19 protein-coding genes are annotated in these 22,283 nt (G+C 74.7%); 14 read left to right on the forward strand and 5 right to left on the reverse strand.

Going from position 1 to position 22,283, the window contains the following annotated elements; translation table 11 throughout:
• Window positions 1-5 precede the first annotated feature (5 nt).
• The 7 genes from O7546_RS11205 to O7546_RS11235 all read left to right on the forward strand — a co-directional run bounded on the left by O7546_RS11205 (window position 6) and on the right by O7546_RS11235 (window position 10,825).
• Window positions 6-947: an enediyne biosynthesis protein UnbU gene (locus O7546_RS11205; protein ID WP_194799993.1), complete on the forward strand. Its 942-nt coding sequence runs from the start codon at window positions 6-8 to the stop codon at window positions 945-947.
• Window positions 944-6,649 carry a type I polyketide synthase gene (locus tag O7546_RS11210; protein WP_281600879.1) on the forward strand — a complete coding sequence of 1,902 codons (5,706 nt, stop codon included), beginning with the start codon at window positions 944-946 and terminating at the stop codon, window positions 6,647-6,649. Before O7546_RS11205 ends, O7546_RS11210 begins: the two co-directional genes overlap by 4 nt.
• Entirely contained in the window at window positions 6,646-7,104 is a 459-nt protein-coding gene (locus O7546_RS11215) for an acyl-CoA thioesterase (protein ID WP_194799995.1), read from the forward strand. Before O7546_RS11210 ends, O7546_RS11215 begins: the two co-directional genes overlap by 4 nt.
• A complete protein-coding gene (locus O7546_RS11220) occupies window positions 7,101-7,775 on the forward strand; it encodes an NAD(P)-binding domain-containing protein (RefSeq protein ID WP_194799996.1) in 675 nt (224 codons plus the stop codon). Before O7546_RS11215 ends, O7546_RS11220 begins: the two co-directional genes overlap by 4 nt.
• Window positions 7,776-7,799: 24 nt before the next feature.
• Window positions 7,800-8,726 (forward strand): hypothetical protein, encoded by a 927-nt coding sequence (locus tag O7546_RS11225; protein ID WP_281600880.1) that lies wholly within the window; start codon window positions 7,800-7,802, stop codon window positions 8,724-8,726.
• Window positions 8,727-8,976: 250 nt separating this feature from the next.
• The gene (locus O7546_RS11230; RefSeq protein WP_194800134.1) at window positions 8,977-10,200 is read left to right on the forward strand and encodes a multidrug effflux MFS transporter; all 1,224 of its coding nucleotides are present in this window, start codon (window positions 8,977-8,979) and stop codon (window positions 10,198-10,200) included.
• A 49-nt stretch (window positions 10,201-10,249) separates the two neighbouring features.
• Complete coding sequence (locus O7546_RS11235) at window positions 10,250-10,825, forward strand: adenylate kinase (RefSeq protein ID WP_281600881.1); 576 nt, start codon at window positions 10,250-10,252, stop codon at window positions 10,823-10,825.
• On the opposite strand, the gene O7546_RS11240 is transcribed toward O7546_RS11235, so the two are convergent.
• Genes O7546_RS11240 through O7546_RS11250 form a run of 3 tightly spaced genes read right to left on the reverse strand, consistent with a single transcriptional unit; the run spans window position 10,826 to window position 12,975 of the window.
• Entirely contained in the window at window positions 10,826-11,773 is a 948-nt protein-coding gene (locus O7546_RS11240) for an acyltransferase domain-containing protein (RefSeq protein WP_269696731.1), read from the reverse strand. It abuts the gene before it with no gap.
• A 48-nt stretch (window positions 11,774-11,821) separates the two neighbouring features.
• A complete protein-coding gene (locus O7546_RS11245; RefSeq protein ID WP_194800000.1) occupies window positions 11,822-12,133 on the reverse strand; it encodes a TraR/DksA C4-type zinc finger protein in 312 nt (103 codons plus the stop codon).
• 2 nt (window positions 12,134-12,135) lie between these two features.
• Window positions 12,136-12,975: a rod shape-determining protein gene (locus O7546_RS11250; protein WP_281600882.1), complete on the reverse strand. Its 840-nt coding sequence runs from the start codon at window positions 12,973-12,975 to the stop codon at window positions 12,136-12,138.
• A 448-nt stretch (window positions 12,976-13,423) separates the two neighbouring features.
• Between O7546_RS11250 and O7546_RS11255 the strand changes: the two genes are divergently transcribed.
• The gene (locus O7546_RS11255) at window positions 13,424-13,654 is read left to right on the forward strand and encodes a potassium transporter TrkA (protein WP_194800002.1); all 231 of its coding nucleotides are present in this window, start codon (window positions 13,424-13,426) and stop codon (window positions 13,652-13,654) included.
• Window positions 13,655-13,696: 42 nt separating this feature from the next.
• Here O7546_RS11255 and O7546_RS11260 read toward each other — a convergent pair whose 3' ends face one another.
• Together O7546_RS11260 and O7546_RS11265 are read right to left on the reverse strand one after the other, a co-directional pair.
• Entirely contained in the window at window positions 13,697-14,923 is a 1,227-nt protein-coding gene (locus tag O7546_RS11260) for a helix-turn-helix domain-containing protein (protein ID WP_194800003.1), read from the reverse strand.
• 94 nt (window positions 14,924-15,017) lie between these two features.
• On the reverse strand, window positions 15,018-15,962 hold the full coding sequence (locus O7546_RS11265; protein ID WP_281601154.1) for a hypothetical protein: 945 nt from the start codon (window positions 15,960-15,962) through the stop codon (window positions 15,018-15,020).
• Window positions 15,963-16,153: 191 nt separating this feature from the next.
• On the opposite strand from O7546_RS11265, the gene O7546_RS11270 reads away from it, so the two are divergent.
• From O7546_RS11270 to mnhG, 6 genes are read left to right on the forward strand one after another with little or no spacing between them, the layout of a single operon-like run.
• Window positions 16,154-18,988 (forward strand): Na+/H+ antiporter subunit A, encoded by a 2,835-nt coding sequence (locus tag O7546_RS11270; protein WP_194800004.1) that lies wholly within the window; start codon window positions 16,154-16,156, stop codon window positions 18,986-18,988.
• Complete coding sequence (locus tag O7546_RS11275; protein WP_194800005.1) at window positions 18,985-19,452, forward strand: Na(+)/H(+) antiporter subunit C; 468 nt, start codon at window positions 18,985-18,987, stop codon at window positions 19,450-19,452. The genes O7546_RS11270 and O7546_RS11275 overlap by 4 nt, the downstream gene beginning before the upstream one ends.
• Window positions 19,449-21,020 (forward strand): Na+/H+ antiporter subunit D, encoded by a 1,572-nt coding sequence (locus tag O7546_RS11280; RefSeq protein ID WP_194800006.1) that lies wholly within the window; start codon window positions 19,449-19,451, stop codon window positions 21,018-21,020. The genes O7546_RS11275 and O7546_RS11280 overlap by 4 nt, the downstream gene beginning before the upstream one ends.
• A complete protein-coding gene (locus O7546_RS11285) occupies window positions 21,017-21,616 on the forward strand; it encodes a Na+/H+ antiporter subunit E (protein ID WP_194800007.1) in 600 nt (199 codons plus the stop codon). The genes O7546_RS11280 and O7546_RS11285 overlap by 4 nt, the downstream gene beginning before the upstream one ends.
• Window positions 21,613-21,876, forward strand: a complete 264-nt coding sequence (locus tag O7546_RS11290) for a monovalent cation/H+ antiporter complex subunit F (RefSeq protein WP_135239653.1) — start codon at window positions 21,613-21,615, stop codon at window positions 21,874-21,876. The genes O7546_RS11285 and O7546_RS11290 overlap by 4 nt, the downstream gene beginning before the upstream one ends.
• On the forward strand, window positions 21,873-22,271 hold the full coding sequence (mnhG, locus tag O7546_RS11295) for a monovalent cation/H(+) antiporter subunit G (protein ID WP_194800008.1): 399 nt from the start codon (window positions 21,873-21,875) through the stop codon (window positions 22,269-22,271). The genes O7546_RS11290 and mnhG overlap by 4 nt, the downstream gene beginning before the upstream one ends.
• Window positions 22,272-22,283: the final 12 nt, after the last annotated feature.

The raw sequence follows: 22,283 nt of genomic DNA on the forward strand, positions 1-22,283 counted from the left end.
GAACCATGGCCAACAAGGACCCCCGGATCGTCGCGCTGCGCCGGTTCGCCCTGTCCATCACCGTGTTCACGCTGCTGGGGCACACGGTCCTCGGATTCGAGCAGTCGTGGCTCACGCCGATCGCCGCGCTGCTCACCGCGTACGCTCTCGAGCTTCTCCTGGAGACGCTCGAGGCCCGCGTCGAGCGCCGCCCGGTCCGCTACCGAGGCTCCGCCATCGACCTCGTCAACTTCCTGCTGCCCGCGCACATCGGCGGACTGGCCTGCGCGATGCTGCTCTACGGCAACGAGCGGCTGTGGCCCACCCTGTTCGCCGTCACCGTCGCGATCGCGAGCAAGTACGTGGTGCGGGTGCGCTTGACCGCCGGGGGAGCGGCGAAGCACGTCCTCAACCCGAGCAACTTCGGCATCGTCGTGACGCTGCTCTGCTTCACCTGGGTGGGGATCGCACCGCCGTACCAGTTCACCGCGAACATCAACGGGATCTGGGACTGGGTGGTGCCCGGCGCGATCCTGGCCGCCGGCACGATGCTCAACGCCAAGCTGACCCGGCGCGGGCCGCTGGTCGCCGCCTGGGTCGCGGGCTTCGCCGCACAGGCGGTGCTGCGGTCGGTGATCTTCGACCACGCTCTGGTGGCGGCGCTCCTGCCGATGACCGGCGTGGCGTTCGTCCTGTTCACCAACTACATGATCACCGACCCCGGAACCACCCCGCACGCGCCGCGCCGGCAGGTCGTGTTCGGTCTGGCCACCGCGGCGGTCTACGGCACGCTGGTGCTCCTGCACATCGAGTTCGGGCTGTTCTTCGCGCTCACCACCGTGTGCGTCGGCCGCTGGGTGGTGATCGTGACCGCCCGCCGGATCCGCGAGCGGCGGCAGCCGGTCACCGGACCCGGTGCGCCGGAACGCGCCTCCCAGTCCGCCGTCCCGGTCGGAGCCCAGGCATGACCGGCACGAGAGCCCCGATCGTCGTGGTGGGCATGGCCTGCCGGTACCCGGACGCCGCGGACCCGGGGCAGCTCTGGCAGACGGTGCTCGGGCGCCGGCGCGCCTTCCGGCCCCTGCCACCGGAACGGCTGCCGGTCGCCGACTACCACCGGCCCGGACCCGAGGAGGTCGACCACACGTACGTCGACCGCGCCGCCGTCCTCAGCGACTGGGTGTTCGACCGGTCCCGCTTCCACGTGCCCGGTGAGGTCTTCCGGGCGGTCGACCTGACCCACTGGCTGGCCCTGGAGGTGGCCGCGGACGCGCTCGCCGACGCCGGCTGCCCGGCGGGCGCGGGCCTGCCCGACGACCGGGTCGGCGTGCTGCTCGGCAACTCGATGACCGGCGAGTTCAGCCGCGCCAACGGGCTCCGCCTGCGCTGGCCCTACGTGCAGCGGCTGCTCGCCGAGACGCTGGCGGGGCTGGACCTGTCGGACGCCGAGCGGGAGAAGCTGCTCGCCGCCGCGGAGGACCGGTTCAAGGAGCCGTTCCCGCCGCCGGGCGAGGAGACGCTCGCCGGGGCGTTGTCAAACACCATCGCCGGCCGGATCTGCAACCACTTCGACTTCCACGGCACCGGCTACACGGTCGACGCCGCCTGTGCCTCGTCGCTGATGGCTGTCGCCACGGCCGCCCGGATGCTCGCCGACGGCGATCTCGACGTGGCGCTGGCGGGCGGTGTGGACCTCAGCCTCGATCCGCTGGAACTGGTCGGCTTCGCCCGCGTGGGCGCGCTGGCCACCGGCGACATGCGGATCTACGACTCGCGGCCGACCGGGTTCCTGCCGGGGGAGGGCTGCGGGATCCTGGTCCTGTGCCGTGAGGACTTCGCCGCGGAACACGGCCTGCGGCCGTACGCGCGGCTGCACGGCTGGGGCACGTCGTCGGACGGCAACGGCGGGCTGACCCGGCCCGAGCCCGCCGGCCAGCTGCTCGCGCTGCGGCGCGCGTACGACCGGGCGGGTCTCACTCCCGAGCAGGTGTCGTTCGTGGAGGGGCACGGCACCGGCACCGCTGTCGGCGACGAGACCGAACTGTCCGCGCTGCGCGACCTGCACGCCGGCCGCCGCCTCCCGGCGGTGCTCGGCAGCGTGAAGGCGAACATCGGGCACACCAAGGCGGCGGCCGGAGTCGCCGGGATGATCAAGGCCGTACTCGCGATCCACCACCAGGTGATCCCGCCGACCACCGGCTGCGAGTCACCGCATCCCGCACTGGCCGCCGCCGGGTCGCCGCTGGTGGTGACCGACGAGCCGACGCCGTGGCCCGGCCCGGACCGGTACGCGTCGGTCAGCGCCATGGGCTTCGGCGGCATCAACGCCCACGTGGTGCTGGGCGGGATCACGCCCACCACCCGCCGGGTCGTCACCGACGCCGAGCGCCGGGCCGCCCGTCCCATGCCGTCCCACGAGGTGGTGGTGTGCGCGGCGGCCGACCGTGCGGCCCTGACCGCGCGGCTGACCGACCTGGCCGATCTGGCCGGCCGGCTGTCCCGGGCGGAACTGGGTGATCTCGCGGCCACGCTGGCCGCGGAGCCGGTCGCCGAGGGCGCCGTCCGGTTCGCCGCCGTGGTACGCGACCCGGACGGCCTGGTCCGCGCCGCCCGGCGCGCCGTGACCGCGCTGGCCGACGCGGACACCGAGCTGTTCGACCCGGAGGCCGGTGTCTTCCTCGGCGCCGGCGCGGCGCCCCGGATCGGTTACCTGTTCTCCGGACAGGGATCCCCGGTCCGTCCGGGCGCGGGCGCGCTGGGGGAGCTGCTCGACGGACCGCTCGCCGGGTACGACCCGGAGGTGGAGGTCGCGGCGGGCGCCGTGCCGGACACCGCAGTCGCCCAGCCCGCCATCCTGCGGGCCTCGCTCGCCGGTCTGACCTGGCTGCGCCGGCTGGGGGTGGAGGCCGAGGCGGCCGTCGGGCACAGCCTCGGCGAGATCGGCGCGCTGTGCTGGGCGGGGGCACTCGACGACAAGGAAGCCCTCGACCTGGTACGCGTTCGAGGCCGGCTGATGAGCGACGCGCCGGGTCGCGGCGCGATGGCCGCCGTCGCCGGGCCCGCGGACCGGGTCCGCGAGCTGCTCCGCCCGGGCCCGGTCGTGGTCGCCGGGGAGAACAGCGCGGAGCAGTGCACGGTGTCCGGCCCGGCCGCGGAGGTGGCCCGGTTCGTCGCCGGCGCCCCGTCCGCCGGCCTGCGGGCCACCGCACTGCCGGTCTCGCACGCCTTCCACTCGCCGATGATGGCTGCCGCGAGCCTCGCCCTGCGCGATCACCTCACCGGACTCGCCGGGCGGGCACCCCGACGGCCGGTCTGCTCCACGGTGACCGGTGACTGGCTGGACACCGGCACCGACCTCGCCGGCCTGCTCACCCGTCAGCTCGTCGAGCCGGTCCGCTTCCGCGACGCGCTGGCGCGCCTGGCCGAGCGAACCGACCTGCTGATCGAGGTGGGCCCCGGCGCCGTGCTGGCCGGGCTGGCCGCGGATCTGCCGGACGCCCGCGTGGTGGCTCTCGACTCGGGCGCGCCCGGCCCGCACGGCATCGCCACCGTGACCGCCGCGCTGTTCGCGACGGGCGCCGGGCCGGACGTGGGCGCCTACTACGCGCGCCGGGCGTGCCGCCGGCTCACGCCGGACTGGCGGCCGGTCTTCCTGCGCAACCCCTGCGAGGGCACCGGCGGACCGGCGCGGTCGCCGCAGCCGCCTCGTCCCCGTCCGGCGCCCGCCACGCCGACATCCGCCCCGCCCGTGGTCACCGTGGACGACACCGACCTGCTGAGCGCCGTCACCCGGCGGGTGGCGGCCATGGTCGAACTCGACGCGGCCACGCTGCGCCCGGACACCCGGCTCGTCGCCGACCTGCACCTCAGCTCGCTGCGGGTCAGCCAGCTCGCCGTGGACGCCGCCGCGGCGGTCGGCCGGTCGGCACCTGCGGTCCCGGCCGCCCTGGCCGACGCCACCATCGACCAGCTCGCCGCGATGCTCGCCACGCTGCCGGCGGCAGGGGAGGCCGACGCCCCACCGGCCGGCATCGCCAGTTGGGTGCGCGCCTTCACCGACCGGTTCGTCGAGTCCGCCGCCCCGACGACCAGGCCGGGCGCCCGGCGCGGGTGGACGGTGCTCGGTACCGAGGACCACCCGCTGAGCAAGGGGGTGGCCGAGCACTTCCCGCTCGCCGACCCCCCGGACGCGCGGTTGCTGCTGCTGCCACCGGGCCTCACGGTGCCGGCGGAGCTGGTCGTGACCGCGCTGCGCGCCACCGCCGCCGACGGGCTGCCGCTCGTGGTGCTGCACCACGGCGGGGTGGGCGCCGCGGTCGGCCGCAGCCTCGCCGTGGAGCGGCCGGGCGCCGCGGTGATGGTCGCCGAGACCCCGGTGGACGACCGCTGCCTCAAGCTCGTCGCCGAGGCGTCCGTCGACTGGACCGGCTACGTCGAGGTCGTCTACGACGAGGACGGTGTCCGCACCACCCGGGTCGCCGCTCCGCTCGCGCTGTCCCGCCGGGACGAGCGCATCCCGCTGGCTCCGGGCGACGTGCTGCTGGCCACCGGCGGGGCGAAGGGCATCGGGCTGGAGTGCGCCGCCGCGGTGTGCCAGGCCACCGGTGCCACGGCGGTGCTCTTCGGGCGCAGCCCCGGCACGGACCCGGAGGTCCGGGACGGCCTGGACCGGCTGACCGCGCTCGGGATCACCGCCGGCTACCACGCCGTCGACGTCAGCGACGGGCCCGCCGTCACCGTCGCCGTCACCGCCGTCCAGAAGCGGTACGGACCGGTACGCGGGCTGCTGCACGCCGCCGGCCACAACACGCCGCGGCGGATCGAGGACGTGACCGTCGAGGGTCTCCGCGCGACGCTGGCACCGAAGGCCGACGGCTTCGACCACCTGGTCGCGGCCCTCGGCGACGATCTGCGCTTCGCCGTGGCCTTCGGATCCGTCATCGGCCGCACCGGGTTGACCGGCCAGTCGGAGTACGCCGTCGCCAACGAGTGGCTCGCCCGGCGCTGCGCGGAACTGACGCGGGAGCGGCCCGGCACCCGTTGGCTGACGGTGCAGTGGTCGGCCTGGTCCGGCGTCGGCATGGGGGTCCGCCTCGGCGTCCTCGACGCGCTGGTGCGCGACGGGCTCGAGCCGATCAGCGTCCCGGCCGGCACCGACCTGCTGTTGCGCCTGCTGGCGGCACCGGACACCGGGCCGTGCGTGCTGGCCGCCGGTCGTCTGCCCGCCGGACCGACCCTGCGCTACCGCGACGACGACCGCACCGGCGGGCGGTTCGCCGAGCGGGTGCTGGCGCTGACGCCGGGGGTGGAGAGCGTCGTCGGCGCCACCCTGACCGCCGGCACCGACCCCTACCTGTCCGACCACGTCGTCGACGGCGTCCCGCTGCTGCCCGCCGTGCTGGGGCTGGAGGCGATGACGCAGGCCGCCACAGCGCTCACCGGGGCGCCAGGGACGCCGGTGCGCCTCACCGGCGTACGGCTCGAACGGCCGGTGACGGTGACCGACCGGCGCGACATCCGGGTCGCGGCGCTGGTCCACGACGACGGGCGGGTGGAGGCCGCGCTGCGCAGCGACGACACCGGCTTCGCGGTGGACCACTTCGCGGCGGTCGTGACCACCGGCGCTGTGCCGGCACCCGATCCGGCGGTGCCGGCGCCGGCCGTGCGGCTCGGGGAGCCGGGCCTGCCGGCGACGGGCCTCTACGGCGGCCTCTACTTCCACGGGCCCGCGTTCCGGCGGGTGCGCGGATATCACGCGCTGAGCGCGTACCGGTGCGTGTTCTCGGTCCGCGCCGAACCCGGCACCGCGTGGTTCGGCATGTACCTCGACGCGTCGCTGCGGCTCGGCGACCCGGGCGCCCGTGACGCCGTGCTGCACGGGCTGCAGGGCTGTGTCCCGGACCGGCGCGTGCTTCCGGTCTCCGTCGAGCGGATCACCGTGTGGCACCGGCCGTCCGGCGTGCTCACCGTCACCGCCCGGCAGCGCGCGGAGGACGGTGCCGAGTTCGTCTACGACGTGCTGGTGACCGACGAGTCGGGCCGCCCGGTCGAGGAGTGGACGGGGCTGGTCCTGCGCGCGGTGGCCGAGATCGGCTGGTCCGAGATGCCGGCGTTCCTCGCCGGTCCGGCAGTGGCCCGGCGGCTGCGGCACCGGCATCCCGGCATCGATGCCGCGGTGCTCCCCGCGACGCGCGGCGACGGAGGGCCCACCGTCCGGTTGGCCGACTGGCTCGACGGCGCCGCGCTGGGCGAGCCCGCAGGTGCACGGCACGCCGGCGACGGTCGGGTCACGGCGCCGGGCGGCGGTGGCGTCTCGGCCAGCCACCTCGACGACCTCGTGCTCGTGACGGTGGCCCCGGGCCCGGTCGGCGTCGACTGGGAACGTGTGGACGACCGCCCGCCGCCGCTGGAGGAACGGCACCGGGCCCTCGCCGTGCGGCTCGCCGCCGAGTCCGGGGAGGACGAGGTGGTTGCGGCCGTCCGCGTGTGGACGGCGATCGAGGTGACCCGCAAGCTCGGGCTCGGGCCCTCGGCGCCGCTGGTGTTCACCGGCCGGGAGCCGTCCGGCACGCTCGGCCTGCGCAGCGGCGACCACGTCCTGAGCAGCGTGCTGCTGCGGACGGCCGGGGACGCGCGGCAGGTGGCGGTGTGCGTGGGGACGCCGGCATGAGCGCCCCGGTCTACCGCTACCGGCACCGGGTGACGTTCGACGAGACGAACCTGGTGGGAAACGTCTACTTCGCCCACTACGCCCACTGGCAGGGGCACTGCCGGGAGCACTTCCTCGCCGAGCAGGCGCCCTCCGTGCTCGCCGCCCTGTCGGACGGGCTGGCGCTGGTCACCGTGTCGATGTCGGTCGAGTTCTACGCCGAGAGCCACGCCTTCGACACGGTCGAGATCGAGATGTCGCTCGTCGAGCTCAACGGCAATCGCATCACGATGGGCTTCGACTATCGCCGGGTCCGCCCGGACGGCGCTCCCGCCGCGCTGATCGCGCGGGGCCGGCAGACGGTGGCCGTCATGGAGCGGGTCGACGGTCAGTTGCAGCCGGCCCCGGTGCCGGCCGACCTGGCGGCCGCGCTCGCCGTCTACCGCCGTCCCGCGGCGGGGGTGTGGGTCCGATGACAGTCGGCGTCATCGGCTGCGGGCGGATGGGCGTCGCCGTCACCCGCGCGGTCGCCGCCGCGCGCTGCAGCGTGCTGCTCGCCGGACGGACACCCGGGGCGGCGGCCGCCGCCACCGCCGGCGTACCGGGAGCCTTCGCCGCCGACATCCGCGTCGTCCTCGAACGGGCCTCCCTCGTCGTGCTCGCGGTTCCGCTCGGTCCGGCCTGCCGGGTGCTGACCGAGACCCCGGTGCCGGGCCGGGGCCGTCCGCTCCTGGACGTCACCAATCCGGCGCTCGGCGGCGAGGAGGTGCCGCCCGGCTCGTCGGGGGCCCACCTGATCGCGGCGGCGGCACCCGCCGGCTGGCACGTCGTCAAGGCGCTGAACACCGTGCCCGCGGCGATGGTCGGCGAGCCGCGCTGCGGCGGGCTGCCGGTCTCCCTGCCGCTGGCCGGCGACGACGCCGGGGCCAAGGGGGTCGCCGGTGCGCTGCTGTCCCGGCTCGGCTTCGCGCCGATCGACGTCGGCGGGCTCGAACACGCCCGGGAGCTGGAGTCGCTGGCCATGCTCCTCCAGGCCGTCAACCAGCGTCACGGCGTACACGGGCGGATCGGGCTGCACATCTGCGGCCCGGACGGCCCGGTGCGATCACTCCACACACCCGCGGTGCCGGGTGTGCGTCTCCCGTAACCGATCACCCATCGAGGAGGAACCATGTCCGTAGCCGACCGGGGAGCAGTCCCGGTAGTCACCGTCGACGCGACACCGCAGGGCCGCACGTCCGCGGCCCTCGGCTTCGCCGTGGCGGGCGCGGTGGCCGGGGTGCTGCTCGCCGTCGCCTGGTCGTTCACCTTCGTCGACTCGGTGATCGGCGACAACATCGCGAACTCTCTCCTGGGTCACGACGCGAAGGCGACGGCGATCGGCGGCTCCGTCGCCGGGCTCGCCTTCGCCTTCGTGTCCGGCCTGGCCGGCACGTTCACCGCCTGCAACGTCGCCGCGTTCGGGATGGTCCCGCAGGTCACCAGGGAGACGACGAGGTCCGGACTGCGCGGACTGCTCGCCCCGCTGGGCTGGCTCACCGCCGGGAGCATGGCTGTCGCGCTGACCTACGGTGCCGTGGGCGTGCTGCTCGGGGACCGTCTGCCGCAGCTGTCCACCGCGACCACGGCCGGCGGCGTACCGGTGCGGCTCGTGCAGGCGTCCGTCGTGTTCGGGCTGGCCGGCCTGGCCCTGCTCTACCTCGGCCTGGCGGCGTTGAAGCTGGTTCCGGACCCGTTCGCCGGCCGGCCTCGGGCCCGCCTGGTCGCGCTGGGCGTCATCATCGGCGCCTTCCTGATCGGCCGCCCGTTCCCGCTCTTCCACAAGCTCTTCCTCTACGCGGTGGCCGACAAGAACCCGGCGTACGGCGCGGCCGTGTTCGGCCTGCAGACGCTCGGCAACATGCTGGTGATGGTCCTCGTCGTGGTGATCGCGTCGAGGCTGACCGGCGGGCGCCTGCTCACCGCCCCGAGCCGGCGCGGCACCGTGCTGTCGGGCGTCGCGCTGGTGCTCGTCGGCGTGTTCCTCATCGTCTACTGGGACGTACGGGTGCCGGCCCTCTTCGGGGTGGGCTGGTTCCCGACCGCTCCCTGGAACTGATCCTGCCGCCCCGAGCTGCCGGTGCCGGCTCAGCCGGCGCCGGCAGCGACGCCGGTCCCTGTCCGGCGGCGTGCCGCACCGGCCGGTAGGCGGGTGACCTGCGTTACCTCTTGCCGAGACGGGAATGTGATCACCGGGGGCGCATTTGACTCACTGTGTGAGTGCCGCACCCGCCCGCGCCCGGTCGCACGACCGGGCCGGGACGCCCCAGACGACCGATGCCGCCCCGACGCCCACCCCTGGTGACCTGATGAGCCGAGGCCAGCGGCTGAAGCTCGTGCTGGTCCTCGGCTCGCTGATCGCCGTGGGTCCGCTGACGATCGACATGTACCTGCCCGCGCTGCCCGCGATCGTCACGGACTTCGCCACCACGTCGGCGGCGGTCCAGTTGACGCTCACCGGCACGCTCGCCGGGCTCGCCGTCGGGCAGCTGCTGATCGGGCCGCTGTCGGACGCGGTCGGGCGGCGCCGCCCGCTGATCGCCGGCCTCCTGCTGCACATCGTGGCGTCGGCGCTGTGCGTGATCGCCCCGAACGTCGCCGTCCTCGGCGTCCTGCGCGTCGTGCAGGGCCTCGGCGTCGCCGCGACCGCCGTGGTGGCGATGGCGGTGGTGCGTGACCTGTTCAGCGGCGCGGCGTTCGCCACGCTGTTGTCCCGGCTGCTGCTGGTGATGGGCGCGGCCCCGGTCCTCGCGCCGACGCTGGGCGGCGGCGTGCTGCGGTGGACCGACTGGCGCGGCGTGTTCGTGGTCCTGGCCGTCTTCGGGGTGCTGCTCGTCGTGCTGGCCACGATCGCGCTGCCCGAGACGCTGCCGCCCGTGCGGCGCCGGCGCGGCGGAGTCGTCGCGACCGTCCGGACGTACGGCGGGCTGCTGCGGGACCGGGTCTTCGTCGGGCTGGTCCTGGTCGCCGGGCTGGCCATGGCCGCGCTGTTCGCGTACGTCGCGGGGTCGTCGTTCGTGCTGCAGGACGGGTACGGGCTCGACGAGCAGCAGTTCGGCCTGGCGTTCGGCGCGGGCGCGATCGGCCTGATCGGCGCCACCCAGTACAACGTGCGGCTGCTGCGGCGCTACCCGTCGCAGTGGATCCTGGTGACCTCGCTGGCGGCGGGCACGGTGGCCGGGCTGGCGCTGGTGGTGTTCGCCGCGACCGGCTTCGGTGGGCTGCCCGCCCTGCTGGTGTCGCTGTGGCTGGTGCTGGCGGCGGCGGGCCTGGCCATGCCGAACGCCCCGGCGCTGGCGCTGTCCCGCCACGGGGAGGCGGCCGGCACCGCCTCGGCCCTGCTCGGCGCCGTGCAGTTCGGCGTGGGCGCGGTGGCAGCGCCGCTGGTGGGCGTACTCGGCACCGGCGCGGTGGCGATGGCGCTGGTGGTGGCCGGCGGGATGGTGGCGGCGCTGGTGGTGCTGCTGGTGGTCGTGCGGCCGTCCCAGCTCGCCGGCCTGGAGGCGGCACCGGCGGTCGCTGTCGCGCACTGACCGGGCCGCCCGGATCGCGCCGGGTGCGCGCGGTGCCTACGCTGCTGCCATGACCGCCCCGGCCCGCATCCTGGTCGAGGGGATCCACGGCTCCGGCAAGTCGACGCTCGCCGCGCATCTGGCGCAGCGGTTCGGTCTGCCCTGGCATCCGGTCGACGACCTGCTGTGGGAGCCCGGCTGGGTCGAGGTGCCGGTGGCCGAGCAGCGTCGCCGGATCGAGGCGATCTGCCGGCGCGACAGCTGGATCCTCGACGGCGCGTACCACGGCTGGCGGGACGTGGTCCTCGGCCGCGCCGACCTGGTGATCGGCCTGGACCTTCCGCGCGCGGTCTCGTTCCGGCGGCTGCTGCGGCGCACGCTGTGGCGGCTGGCCGGTGGCGAGCTGATCTGCAACGGCAACCGGGAGACGCTGCGCAGCGTATTGTCCCGCGACTCGATCCTGGTGTGGCACCTGACCGGGTTCGGCCGGGCACGGCGGCGGATGCGGGCCTGGGCGGCCGACCCGGCCGGGCCGCCGGTGCTGCTGTTCGGCGACCAGGCCGCGCTCGACGACTGGCTGGCCCGCGGAGCGCCGCTGCCGCCGCATGCCGGCCCGGACCGGGGCGGCATGCGGCCGCTGACGTGACTACATCGGGAAGCGGCCCTGGCGCCACTGCCAGTGGCGACCGGCCCGCATGTGGTCGATCACCGCGCGCTGGAGGGCGGTGCGGCGCGGCAGCCGGTCCAGCGGCGTGCTCAGGCTGCGGAACACGAACCGCAGCACCTCGACGTCGCCGTCCGGCGTGTCCTGCTCCTGGTGGGGCTCGAGCGTGAACCGCCGCTGGAACCGGATGATGTTGGAGTCCTCCGGCAGGTATTCGCGCAACTGCGGGTCGAGCAGCCAGGAACCGCAGGAGAACGCGGTGTAGCGCTCGCCGGGGAAGTGGCGCGGGAAGAACGCGCGGGCCCGGTCCAGCGACGCGTCGACCGCCTCCGGGGTCAGCGGTCCCGAGTCCGGGATGTGCAGGCCGATCGCGCCGCCGTCGCCGCGCTGGTGCTGGAGCCGGCCCAGCTCGTAGAGGCCACCGCGCACGTGCAGCGTCAGCCAGCTCTGCATGACCGGCCAGCCGTCGCCGTTCATCCGCCGGTCGACGGCGAGGTTGTTGCCCAGGTCGGCGAGTGTCGCCCAGGACACGTCGTCGGGGACGCCGTGGTCGCGGTGGTAGGCCCGGACCACGTCGACGAGTGCGAGGTACGCGTAGACGTAGAGGTGCCGCCAGGCCGGACCCCGGTCGCGCGGCAGCGCCGGGCCCGGGGTCAGCCAGGCGTGGCCGCCGAGGTCGGCGCGGACCAGGGCGGTCGAGCGGTCGAGCAGCCAGCGCAGCTCGGCGGTCCACAGTGGTGACCCCGGTTCCGGCCAGCCCGCGAGGATCTCGGCGGCGTCGTCGGGGCGTACCGCGAGCCGGGCCAGCAGGGCCGGCGCGTCCGCCCGGCCGGGCAGCGGCGCGGAGGGCAGGTCACCGGCGAGCCGGTGCACCCGGTCGACCTCCTCGGCGGGCACGCCGAGCCGGCCGGCGACGTCATCGACATTCATGGCGGTGACGCTACCGGCCGGCGCCCGCCCCGACCGCCCCGTGCGTGCTCAGCGGCGTTGCTGGCACGGCACGCAGAAGCGGGCCGAGGGCAGGATCTCCAGGCGGGCGGTCGGGATGTCCAGCCCGCAGCGCTCGCAGACGCCGTACGTGCCCTCGGACATGCGCTTCAGCGCCTGGGCGGTGTCCGCGACGCCCTGCCGGGCGGTCTCGACGAGCCGGCGCAGCGTGTCCGGGTCGTGGCCGCCGTAGTCGGGCTGCCGCGTGTGCAGCGTCAGCTCGGTGAGCTGGTCGGTGTACTCGCCGAACTGCCGGTCCAGCAGTTCGCGCAGCGTTTCGGTGCGGTTGAGGGCGTGCGTCATGATCAGGCGTTCCTTTCCGGGCGGCGCGGGGTTTCGTGCGGGTGTCGCAGGGCCGAGATGGCGGCCATGCCGGCGCCGGTCAGCGCGGCGGTACGCGGTGACGCGGCCCGGTGCACCGTCGCGCCGAGCGTGGCGACCAGGCGGGCGGTCACGTCGGGCCGGGTGGCGCCGTCACCGATGACGATCGGGCCACGGGCCAGCGCGTCGCGGACCAGGGGCCGTAGCGTCGCGTCCTGCCGCAGCTCGCGTACCAGCCGGGCGGTGGTGTCGGCGAGCATGGCGGCGGTCGTCGCGTGGTTGAGGTCCCGCGTGCCGACATCGGCCCGGCGGGCGGCGACCACCCGGCCGTCCTCCAGCAGCGCCACCTCGGTGAGCTGGGCGCCGATGTCGGCGACCAGCAGGGTGCCGGCGGCGGCGCCGGCGCCGATGGCACCCGCCCGGACGCTGTCGAGGAACAGCAGCCGGGACGGCGCGAGCACGGCGGTGAGCACCCGGCGGGTCGCCTCCTGCTCGGCCGGCGCGGCGAGCACCGGACGGCAGGCCACGACCAGCGCCCCGACCGGGACCGGGGTGCGGTGGTCGCGCAGGATCCGCCGCAGCTCGGAGACGCAGGCCGGGCCGTCGATGATCCGGCCGCGCCGCACGACCGGGCTGCGCAGGCCGTGGCCGAGCGGGACGCTCAGCGTCCGGCCCGGTCCGAGCCAGATCCGCAGCAGGCTGCTGCCGAGGTCCACGGCGATCGGCGCCGCGTCGACGGTGACCGGCGGGCGGCTGCCGTGGGAGCGGCCGATCAGCATGCCGGTACGGACCGGTGGGCGAATGGCGGTGACAGGGTGCGGCATACCGACCTCTTTCGGATCAGGGTGCCCAACGGGCGGTGGACGTGCGGGGGAGGGGCGTGGCCGGGGCCGCGGGCGTCGGATTCACTCGACGACGCCGGCGGCCGGGGGCTCAGACGCGCTTCTGGTCGCCGCTCGCAGATCGGGACGCGAGGAGACCGGCGAACACCGGTGGCGGAGCCATCGACGTGCGGGTCATGCTCACCACCTCCTCGCTACTCGGGTACCGCCTCGGACCTCCAGCGTCGCCGGGAACGTCGCGCGCGGCACTGCGCACCACCGGCCAACAAAGGGCGCAATGATTGCCGGTCGCCGGAACCCGGATCCGCCCATACCCCCTGGCTATGGTTGACACATGGAGAACGCGAGCTCAGCTCGAACGTCCACCGCGTCGCCGTAGCTCCGGCCGGCTCCGGCCGGTCCCCGGCGGCCGCGTGCGAAGGAGGTCCCCGTGATCGTCGAACGTACGAACCTCCCCGGCATCGGGGTCCGGCACACGCTGGTCACCGAGGAGGGCCGTCGCATCGGGGTGATCGACTACCAGGTGGGCGGCCGGCGTGACGTCGTCCACGACGACCCGGACGACCCGGACCGCATGGTCACGCTCACGCTCACCCGTGACGAGGCGTCGGCCCTGGCCAACCTGCTCGGCTTCCCGGAGCTGGTCGCCGTACCGGCCTGAGCCGCCGGTCACACCGGCGGCGGGCCCGGGCCGGCGCCGGTCCTACGCCGGCAGCGGCCGGCGCGGCCAGTCCAGTGCCCGCGCGCCGAGCACTGCGGCGTGCAGCGTGAACCGGTCCCGCGCGTCGGCGGGGTCGTAGCCGCTCAACGCCCGGATCCGGGCCAGCCGGTAGGTGACCGTGCGCACCGACACGTGCAGCCGGCGGGCGGCCTCGGTCGACACCTCGCCGCAGGCGAAGTACTCGGTGAGCGTGTCCAGCAGCGGCTCGGCGCCACCACGCGCCTGGGCCAGCGGCGTCAGCACCGCCCGTACCAGGTCGACCATGGCGGGCTGGTCGCGCAGCAGCACGCGGTAGATCAGCAGGTCGTGCGCGTCGATCACGGATGCCTCGCTGTGCAGGCGGCGCGCCGTGGTGAGCGCCTCCCGGGCCTCCTCGTACGAGCGGGCGATGCCGTAGACGCCGGGGTGCGGACGGCCCACCGCCACCTGCCACGGCCGGCCCCGCACCAGGCGGTCCAGCTCACCGTGCATCAACGAGCCGAGGTTGCCGGTCGCGCCGGCGCCGCGGCCCCGGTCGGCGGTCACGGGATCCGCCGGGGCGATCACCACGAGCAGTCCTTCCTTCGTGGCCACCAGCACGTCCCGGTCACCGAGCCGGTCGAAGATGACCCGCTCCAGCGCGCTGATCGCCGCCTCGGTGTCCGGCAGCCGCCGGCCGGGCGCGGCCAGCGCGACCTGGTGCACCCGGGCCAGGTCCAGGCCGAACGGCTCGGCCCGTTCCACCAGCCCGCCCAGGTCGGAGTCGCCGCGCAGCAGGTCGTCGACGAGTTCCCGGCGCAGCGACTCCTCCCGCCGGACCAGTTCCCGGCGGGCCACCGCGTACCCCTCGGCGAGCGTGGCCACCGCGGTGTCGACCACGTGCAGCACGGCGTCGGCGGCGGCGCGGACCGCCTCGCTGTCGTCTGACCGGTCCAGGTGCGGCAGTTGCCGCCAGACGCGCCGCGCCGCGGAGAGGTAGAGACGTACCGCCCGGCCGGCGGAGATCCCCTGCTCGGCGGCGCGCCGGCCCAGCGCGCCGACCGCGTCGAGTTCGGCGCGGCGCGGGCGGCGGCCGGTCACCGCCGCGTCGGTCAGCAGCCGCAGGTAGTCGCCGAGCAACTCCACCGGCACGCCACCGGCGTCGGCGCCCGCCGCGCGGGCCACCTCGGCCAGCCACTGCTCGTCCTCGCCGCCCGCGACCGGCGCCGGACGGCGGGCGCTGTCGGTCATCGCGGTCCCCCCGGGCGGGGCCGGCACCGGACGCCGGCCCATCGCATCAGCCTAGGCGGGCCGTCCGGCGACCGGCCCGCGTGCGCCGCCTGTGTCATGCCCGCGACGACGGGTCGATCACCAGCGCCGGGCCGGTGCGCCGCCCGCCCAGGGGCCCGCGGGTCAGCAGCTCCGCGGCCCGCGCCGGGTCGTCGCCGGCGGCCACCTGATCGAGTACGTGCAGCCAGCGCTCGCGGTGCGCGTCGGTGAAGCCGGTGCCGACGACGGCGATCCGGTGGCCGGTGACCGGGCCGGGCGCGGCGTGCCCGCCCGGCTCGGTGGACCCGATCGCCGGCCCGGCCGGCACTCCTGCGGGGTCGGCGCGGTCCCCGGCGGCGACGACGAGATCCGGTGATCCGCACCGGATCGCGCGGACCGATCCGGCGCGGTCCACCTCCACGATCGTGGCGCGCAGGTGCCCCGCCGGGGCGAGGTCGCGGACCACCTTCTCGAGCGCGCCGGCCAGGTGCGGCAGGGTGCGCCGCGGTCCGGCGGCGGCCCGGCGGAACGCCTGCTCGATCGCCCGGCGTCCGGCGGGCGTGTCCAGTGCGGCGCCGGTGACAGTGCCGAGCAGGACGCGCAGCCCGCCACCGCGGACCGGTACGGCGGCGCCGATCTCGCCGGTCGTACCGCAGATCGCCAGCGCGGCGCTTCCCGGCCCGGCGGGCACGGTGAACACCGCGACGTCCGGCGGCGCGGCGGCGCGCGTCACCGCAGCGGTCCGCGTCCGGCGGCGCGCCCAGGCCAGGAGCGGCACCGCGGCCAGGCCGGCCGCCGAGGCGAGCAGCGCCTGCGGATCACTGCGGTGGCCGGGGACCACCGGTACGACGACGGACAGCGCGACCAGCACGCCCGCCAACGCCGACACCAGCGCCGCGACCCGGGGCCGGGCGGAGACGCCGAGCAGTCCCGGCAGCAGCACCCAGCCGACCGGCGTGCTGACCTCGGCGAGGCCCATCAGCATCGCGTTCCCGGTGGTGCCCGCCAGGGCGGCTCGCATCGGCAGCACGCCGACAACCCTATCGGGGCGACCGCCGGACGCCGACCGGTGTACCGGGCAAAGCAAACCTCACTCCTTACCCGAAACGCAGCGGAGCCGACACGACACGTTCGCGTGATTCTCTCGACATACCGCCTCGCCGAATCGCCGGTTAGGGTTGACGTACCGCAGGTCGATCTTGAGGAGTGTGTGTGCTGGTTCTGGTGGCGGTCCATGCGTTCGCAGCCGTGACCGCCCCCGTGCTGGTACGCCTCCTCGGTCGGCGGGCTCTCTACCTGCTGGCGGCCGTCCCGGCGGCGGCCCTGATCTGGGCGGTGACCCGCACCGAACCGGTCCGCGCGGGCCGGCCCGTCGTCGAGACCGTCACCTGGGTGCCGCAGCTCGGTCTGGAACTCGCACTGCGCATGGGCACGCTGTCCTGGCTGCTGGTGCTGCTCGTCGGTGGGGTCGGCGCCCTCGTGCTGGCCTACAGCGCGCGCTACTTCCGTTCCGACGATCCCGGCCTCGGCCGGTTCGCCGCGGTGTTCGTCGCGTTCGCCGGCGCGATGCTCGGCCTGGTGGTCTCCGACGACCTGCTGCTGCTGTACGTGTTCTGGGAACTCACCACCGTCTTCTCGTACCTGCTGATCGGCAGCGACCCGACCAAGCGGGCCAGCCGCCGCGCGGCGATGCAGGCGCTGCTGGTGACCACGCTGGGCGGCCTGGCGATGCTCGCCGGGTTCGTGATGCTCGGCCAGCACGCCGGCTCGTACCGGTGGTCGGAGATCGCCGGGAACCTGCCCGAGGGCGGCTACCTCACCGTCGCGCTGGTGCTCGTCCTGCTCGGCGTGACCAGCAAGTCGGCGATCTTCCCGTTCAGCTTCTGGCTGCCGCGCGCGATGGCCGCGCCCACGCCGGTCAGCGCATACCTGCACGCCGCCGCGATGGTCAAAGCGGGCGTGTTCCTGGCCGCGCTGATGGGCCCGGCGGTGGGCCAGACCACCGTGTGGCGCGGCGTCCTGCTGGCCGGCGGCCTGATCACGCTGTTCCTCGGCGGCTGGACGGCGCTGCGGCAGGTCGACCTGAAGCTGCTGCTGGCGTACGGCACGGTGAGCCAGCTCGGCCTGCTCATGGTGATCCTCGGCGCGGGCACCCGGGACACGGCGCTGGCCGGCGCCGCGATGCTGCTGGCGCACGCCCTGTTCAAAGCCACACTGTTCCTCGTCGTCGGCGTCGTCGATCACGTCACCGGCACCCGCGACCTGCGGGAGCTCAGCGGGCTGGGCCGGCGCGCGCCGGTTCTGGCGGCGGTCGCCGGACTCGCGGCCGCCTCGATGGCGGGCCTGCCGCCGCTGATCGGCTTCGTGGCCAAGGAAGCAGCGCTCGAGGCGTTCCTGCACGGCGGCACCACCGAACTGGTCGTGCTCGCCGGGGTGGTGGCCGGCTCGGCGCTGACCGTCGCGTACACCGCGCGGTTCCTGTGGGGCGCGTTCGCCGCCAAGCCCGGCGTCGCGGAGACCCGGCCGCACCGGATCGAGCCGGCGTTCATCGGCCCGGCGGCGGTGCTCGCCCTCGCCGGTCTCGCGGTCGGCGTCCTCGCCCCGGCGGTGGACCGGGTGCTGGCCCCGTACGCCGATCAGTTCCCGACCGCCGACCCCGGCTACCACCTGGCCCTCTGGCACGGCCTGACCCCGGCGCTGGGCCTGTCGGCGCTGGCGGTGACCGCCGGTCTCGGGCTGTTCCTGCTGCTGCACCGGCGCCGGCCCCACCTGCCGCGGCTGCCGTTCGACGGTGCCACCGGCTACGACCGGCTGGCCGGCGCGGTCGACCGCGCGGCGGTCGAGCTGACCGGCGCCACCCAGCGCGGCTCGCTGCCCTTCTACCTCGGCGTCATCCTGCTGGTGCTGGTCGTGCTGCCCGGTGGCGCGGTGCTCGCCGGCGCGCCGTGGGTCAGCCGGTTCCAGCTCTGGGACACCCCGTTGCAGGCCGTCGCCGGCGCGGTCATCGTGGTCGCGGCACTGGTGGCCGCGCGCGCCCGCCGCCGGCTGACCGCGATGATCCTGGTCGGCGTGACCGGCTACGGCACGGCGCTGATGTTCATCCTGCACGGCGCGCCCGACCTCGCGCTCACCCAGTTCCTGGTGGAGACCGTCACGATCGTGATGTTCGTGCTGGTGCTGCGTCGCCTGCCGCGCCGGTTCTCGGCCCGCCCGATCCGCGCCACCCGGCGGTTCCGGGTCGCGCTCGGCGTCGCCGTCGGCGTGGTCACCGCCGGGATGGCGTACGTGGCCGCGGGAAGCCGGACCGCCACGCCGATCTCGGTCGGCTTCCCGGACGAGGCCGTCTCCTACGGCGGCGGCAAGAACGTCGTCAACGTGACGCTCGTCGACATCCGGGCCTGGGACACGATGGGCGAGATCGCCGTGCTGGTGGTGGCCGCCACCGGCGTGGCCAGTCTGATCTTCCGCCGCTCCCGCGCGCTGGACCTGCGCAGCGGCATCCCCGGCGCCGGCCGGCAGCAGTCGTCGCGCCCGCGCTGGCTGACCAGCGGCGCGACCTCCCGGCAGCAGTCGGTGATCCTCCAGGTGGTCACCCGCCTGCTCTTCCACGCCATCCTGCTGTTCTCGATCTACCTGCTCTTCTCCGGCCACAACGCCCCCGGTGGCGGCTTCGCCGCCGGGCTGGTCGCCGGGCTGGGACTCGCCGTGCGATACCTGGCGGGCGGGCGTACCGAACTCAACGGCGCCGCACCCGTCGACGCCGGCCTGGTGCTCGGCGCGGGCCTGTTCGTCGCGGTCGGCACCGGCGTGGCCGCGATGCTGCTGGGCGGCGAGTTCCTGCAGAGCGCGACGCTCGACTTCCACCTGCCGCTGCTGGGCCACGTGCACTTCGTGACGTCGGTCTTCTTCGACGTCGGCGTCTACCTCATCGTGGTCGGCCTCGTCCTGGACATCCTGCGCAGCCTGGGCGCCGAGATGGACCGCCAGGAGGAGGTCGACGAACAGGAGACCGAACCGGCCGGCGTACGGGAAGAGGAGCTGGTGTGAGCCCGAACATCCCCAACCTGGTCTACGTCGTGGTCATCGGCGTCCTGTTCGCCACCGGCGTCACCCTGCTGCTGGAACGCAGCCTCACCCGTGTCCTGATGGGGGTCATCCTGCTCGGCAACGGCGCCAACCTGCTGCTGCTCACCGGCGGCCGGGCCGGCGGCCCGCCGATCGTCGGCACCACCGTCCAGGAGGACATGTCCGACCCGCTGCCCCAGGCGATGGTGCTGACCGCGATCGTGATCACGCTCGGCATGACCGCGTTCCTGCTCGCGCTGGCCTATCGGAGCTGGCACCTCAACGGGCACGACGAGGTGCAGGACGACGTCGAGGACCGCCGGATCATGGAGCTGGCCGACCGGGACGAGGGCCCGGGCACCTCGGACTCGGACACCGTCGACGCCGCCGACGGCAGCCCCGAGGCCCGGGTGCTCGCCGCCGGTGAGGCGGAGGCCGTCCGATGACCTGGCTCGTCCCGCTGCCGGTGGTGATGCCGCTGCTCGGCGCCGCCCTCACCCTGCTGCTCGCCCGCCGGGCCCGCGCCCAGCGGTGGGTCAGCATCATCGTGCTCGCCGCCACCGTCGCGGTGGCCGCGATGCTCCTGGTCCGCTCCTCGCTGGACGGCCCGCTCGTGGTGGAGGTGGGCGGCTGGGTGGCGCCGATGGGCATCGTGCTCGTCGCCGACCAGCTCGCCGCGCTGATGCTCGTGGTGTCCGCCTCGGTCACCCTGTGCGTGCTCGTCTACTCCATCGGGCAGGGCATGGCCGACGGCAACGAGGAGACGCCGCTGTCGGTCTACCACCCGACCTACCTGGTGCTGACCGCCGGCGTGTGCAACGCCTTCCTCTCCGGCGATCTGTTCAACCTCTACGTCGGCTTCGAGATCCTCCTGGTGGCGAGCTACGTGCTGCTCACGCTGGGCAGCACCGAGACGCGGATCCGGGCCGGCACCACGTACGTCGTGGTCAGCCTGCTCTCGTCGCTGATCTTCCTGGTGGCGATCGGTCTGGTCTACTCCGCCACCGGCACGCTGAACCTGGCGCAGCTCGCCGACCGCCTGGACGCGCTGCCCGACGACATCCGCCTGGTGCTGCAGGGCATGCTGCTGCTCGCCTTCGGCATCAAGGCGGCGGTGTTCCCGCTGTCGGCGTGGTTGCCGGACAGCTATCCGACCGCGCCCGCGCCTGTCACGGCGGTCTTCGCCGGCCTGCTCACCAAGGTCGGCGTGTACGCGATCATCCGGACCGAGACGCTGCTGTTCCCCGGCGGCCGCACCGCCGACCTGCTCATGGTGATAGCGGCGCTGACCATGGTGGTGGGCATCCTCGGCGCGGTCGCGCAGTCGGACATCAAACGGCTGCTGTCGTTCACGCTGGTCAGCCACATCGGGTACATGCTGTTCGGGGTCGGCCTGACCACCCCGCTCGGCCTGTCCGCGGCGATCTTCTACGTGGTGCACCACATCACCATCCAGACCACGCTGTTCCTCGCCGCCGGCCTGGTCGAGCGACGCGGCGGCAGCACCGCGCTGGACCGCCTCGGCGGCCTGGCCCGGCTGTCACCACTGCTGGCGGTGCTGTTCTTCGTGCCCGCGCTGAACCTGGCCGGCATACCACCGTTCTCCGGGTTCCTCGGCAAGCTCGGCCTGGTCCAGGCCGGCGTGGACGACGGCGGGTTCCTGGCCTGGTCGCTCGTCGCCGGGGGACTGCTCACCAGCCTGCTCACGCTCTACGCCATCGCCCGGGTGTGGAACCTCGCCTTCTGGCGGGCGCCGCACGCGGACATGCCGCAGCCCGGCGACGCCGAGCAGGCGGCCCGCACCGACGGCGCCGAGCAGCCGCACGACGGCCCGTCGCCGGCCGGTGCGGTGCTGCCCCGGCTGATGACCGTGTCCACCGCCGCCCTCGTGGTGCTCGGCCTGGCGTTGACGGTGGTGGCCGGGCCGCTGTTCGACATCAGCACCGACGCCGCCGACGACCTGTTGCGCCGTGCCCCGTACGTCGAGGCCGTGTTCCCGGAGGGACCGCCGTGACCAGTCAGCCGAAAGCGCCGCTGACCCGCCGTGACCGCTGGCGCAACCGGGCCATCGCGGTGACCGGCCTGGTCACCGTCTGGGTGCTGTTGTGGGGCACCTTCAGCTGGGCCAACGTGATCAGCGGACTCGTGGTCGCGGCGGTGCTGCTGGTCGTCTTCCCGCTTCCCCCTGTCACGTTCGCCGGCCGGATCCGGCCGGTACCGCTTCTGCGGTTCGTGATCCGCTTCCTGTACGACCTGGTGGTCGCGTCCGCCCAGGTGGCCTGGCTGGCCGTCCGGCCCGGGCACCCGCACTCGGCGATCATCGCGGTGCGCCTGCGGGTGAACACCGACCTCAACCTCACCCTCAACGCCGAGGCGCTGTCGCTGGTGCCGGGCAGCCTCATCCTGGAGGCCGACCGGAGTACCGGGACGCTCTACGTGCACGTCATCGGGATCCGGAGCCCCGACGAGGTGGAACGGTTCCGGCGCAGCGTGCTCGAGCTGGAGGCGCGCATCGTCGCCGCCGTCGGCTCGGTCGAGGAGCGCGACCGGATCCGCCACGACGAGGCCGAACCCTCCGGTTCGGTCGAACTGGAAGGAGCACCGACGTGACCGTCGTCGCCGTGATCGTCACCGCGCTGCTCGTCGCGGCCGGTGGACTCACCCTCGTCCGCATCATCCGCGGGCCGTCCATCCTCGACCGGGCCGTCGCCACCGACGTGCTGCTCGCCGTCGCGGTCGCGGCCATCGCCACCGAGGCGGCCTACAGCCGGGACGCCACCGCGCTGCCGGTCCTCGTCGTCCTCGCCCTCGTCGGTTTCGTCGGATCGGTGAGCGTCGCCCGGTTCGCGTCCCGGAGAAGCACGAAGTGACCGCCGACGCGATCCTGGACATCGTCGCCGGCGTCTGCCTGATCGCCGGCGCGCTGCTCTGCCTCGCCGCGGGCATCGCGCTGGTCCGCTTCCCGGACGTGCTGTCGCGGATGCACGCGGCGGCCAAGCCCCAGGTGCTCGGGCTGCTGCTGGTGCTGCTCGGCTGCGCGCTGCGGCTGCGTACCGGGGTGGACATCACCACGCTGGTCCTGGTCGGCCTGTTCCAGCTCGCCACCGCCCCGGTCGCGGCGCACATGGTCGGGCGGACCGCGTACCCGCACGACGACATCCGGCGGGACCTGCTGATCACCGACGAGCTGGCCGACCACATCGACCGGATCCGCGCGGACCGGGCCGGTGAGCCGGAGGAGACGGCGCCGGTCCGCACGTCCTGACCCTCCGTACGA

It is taken from the genome of Micromonospora sp. WMMA1976 (genome assembly GCF_027497335.1).
GTDB lineage: Bacteria > Actinomycetota > Actinomycetes > Mycobacteriales > Micromonosporaceae > Micromonospora > Micromonospora aurantiaca.

Coding starts and splice junctions, on each gene's coding strand:
- O7546_RS11210 (WP_281600879.1), top strand. CDS start 944: ATGACCGGCACGAGAGCCCCGATCGTCGTGGTGGGCATGGCCTGCCGG.
- O7546_RS11235 (WP_281600881.1), top strand. CDS start 10,250: ATGACCGCCCCGGCCCGCATCCTGGTCGAGGGGATCCACGGCTCCGGC.
- O7546_RS11280 (WP_194800006.1), top strand. CDS start 19,449: ATGACCTGGCTCGTCCCGCTGCCGGTGGTGATGCCGCTGCTCGGCGCC.
- O7546_RS11215 (WP_194799995.1), top strand. CDS start 6,646: ATGAGCGCCCCGGTCTACCGCTACCGGCACCGGGTGACGTTCGACGAG.
- O7546_RS11225 (WP_281600880.1), top strand. CDS start 7,800: ATGTCCGTAGCCGACCGGGGAGCAGTCCCGGTAGTCACCGTCGACGCG.
- O7546_RS11230 (WP_194800134.1), top strand. CDS start 8,977: ATGAGCCGAGGCCAGCGGCTGAAGCTCGTGCTGGTCCTCGGCTCGCTG.
- O7546_RS11240 (WP_269696731.1), bottom strand. CDS start 11,773: ATGAATGTCGATGACGTCGCCGGCCGGCTCGGCGTGCCCGCCGAGGAG.
- O7546_RS11265 (WP_281601154.1), bottom strand. CDS start 15,962: ATGCGAGCCGCCCTGGCGGGCACCACCGGGAACGCGATGCTGATGGGC.
- O7546_RS11220 (WP_194799996.1), top strand. CDS start 7,101: ATGACAGTCGGCGTCATCGGCTGCGGGCGGATGGGCGTCGCCGTCACC.
- O7546_RS11205 (WP_194799993.1), top strand. CDS start 6: ATGGCCAACAAGGACCCCCGGATCGTCGCGCTGCGCCGGTTCGCCCTG.
- O7546_RS11260 (WP_194800003.1), bottom strand. CDS start 14,923: ATGACCGACAGCGCCCGCCGTCCGGCGCCGGTCGCGGGCGGCGAGGAC.
- O7546_RS11245 (WP_194800000.1), bottom strand. CDS start 12,133: ATGACGCACGCCCTCAACCGCACCGAAACGCTGCGCGAACTGCTGGAC.
- O7546_RS11250 (WP_281600882.1), bottom strand. CDS start 12,975: ATGCCGCACCCTGTCACCGCCATTCGCCCACCGGTCCGTACCGGCATG.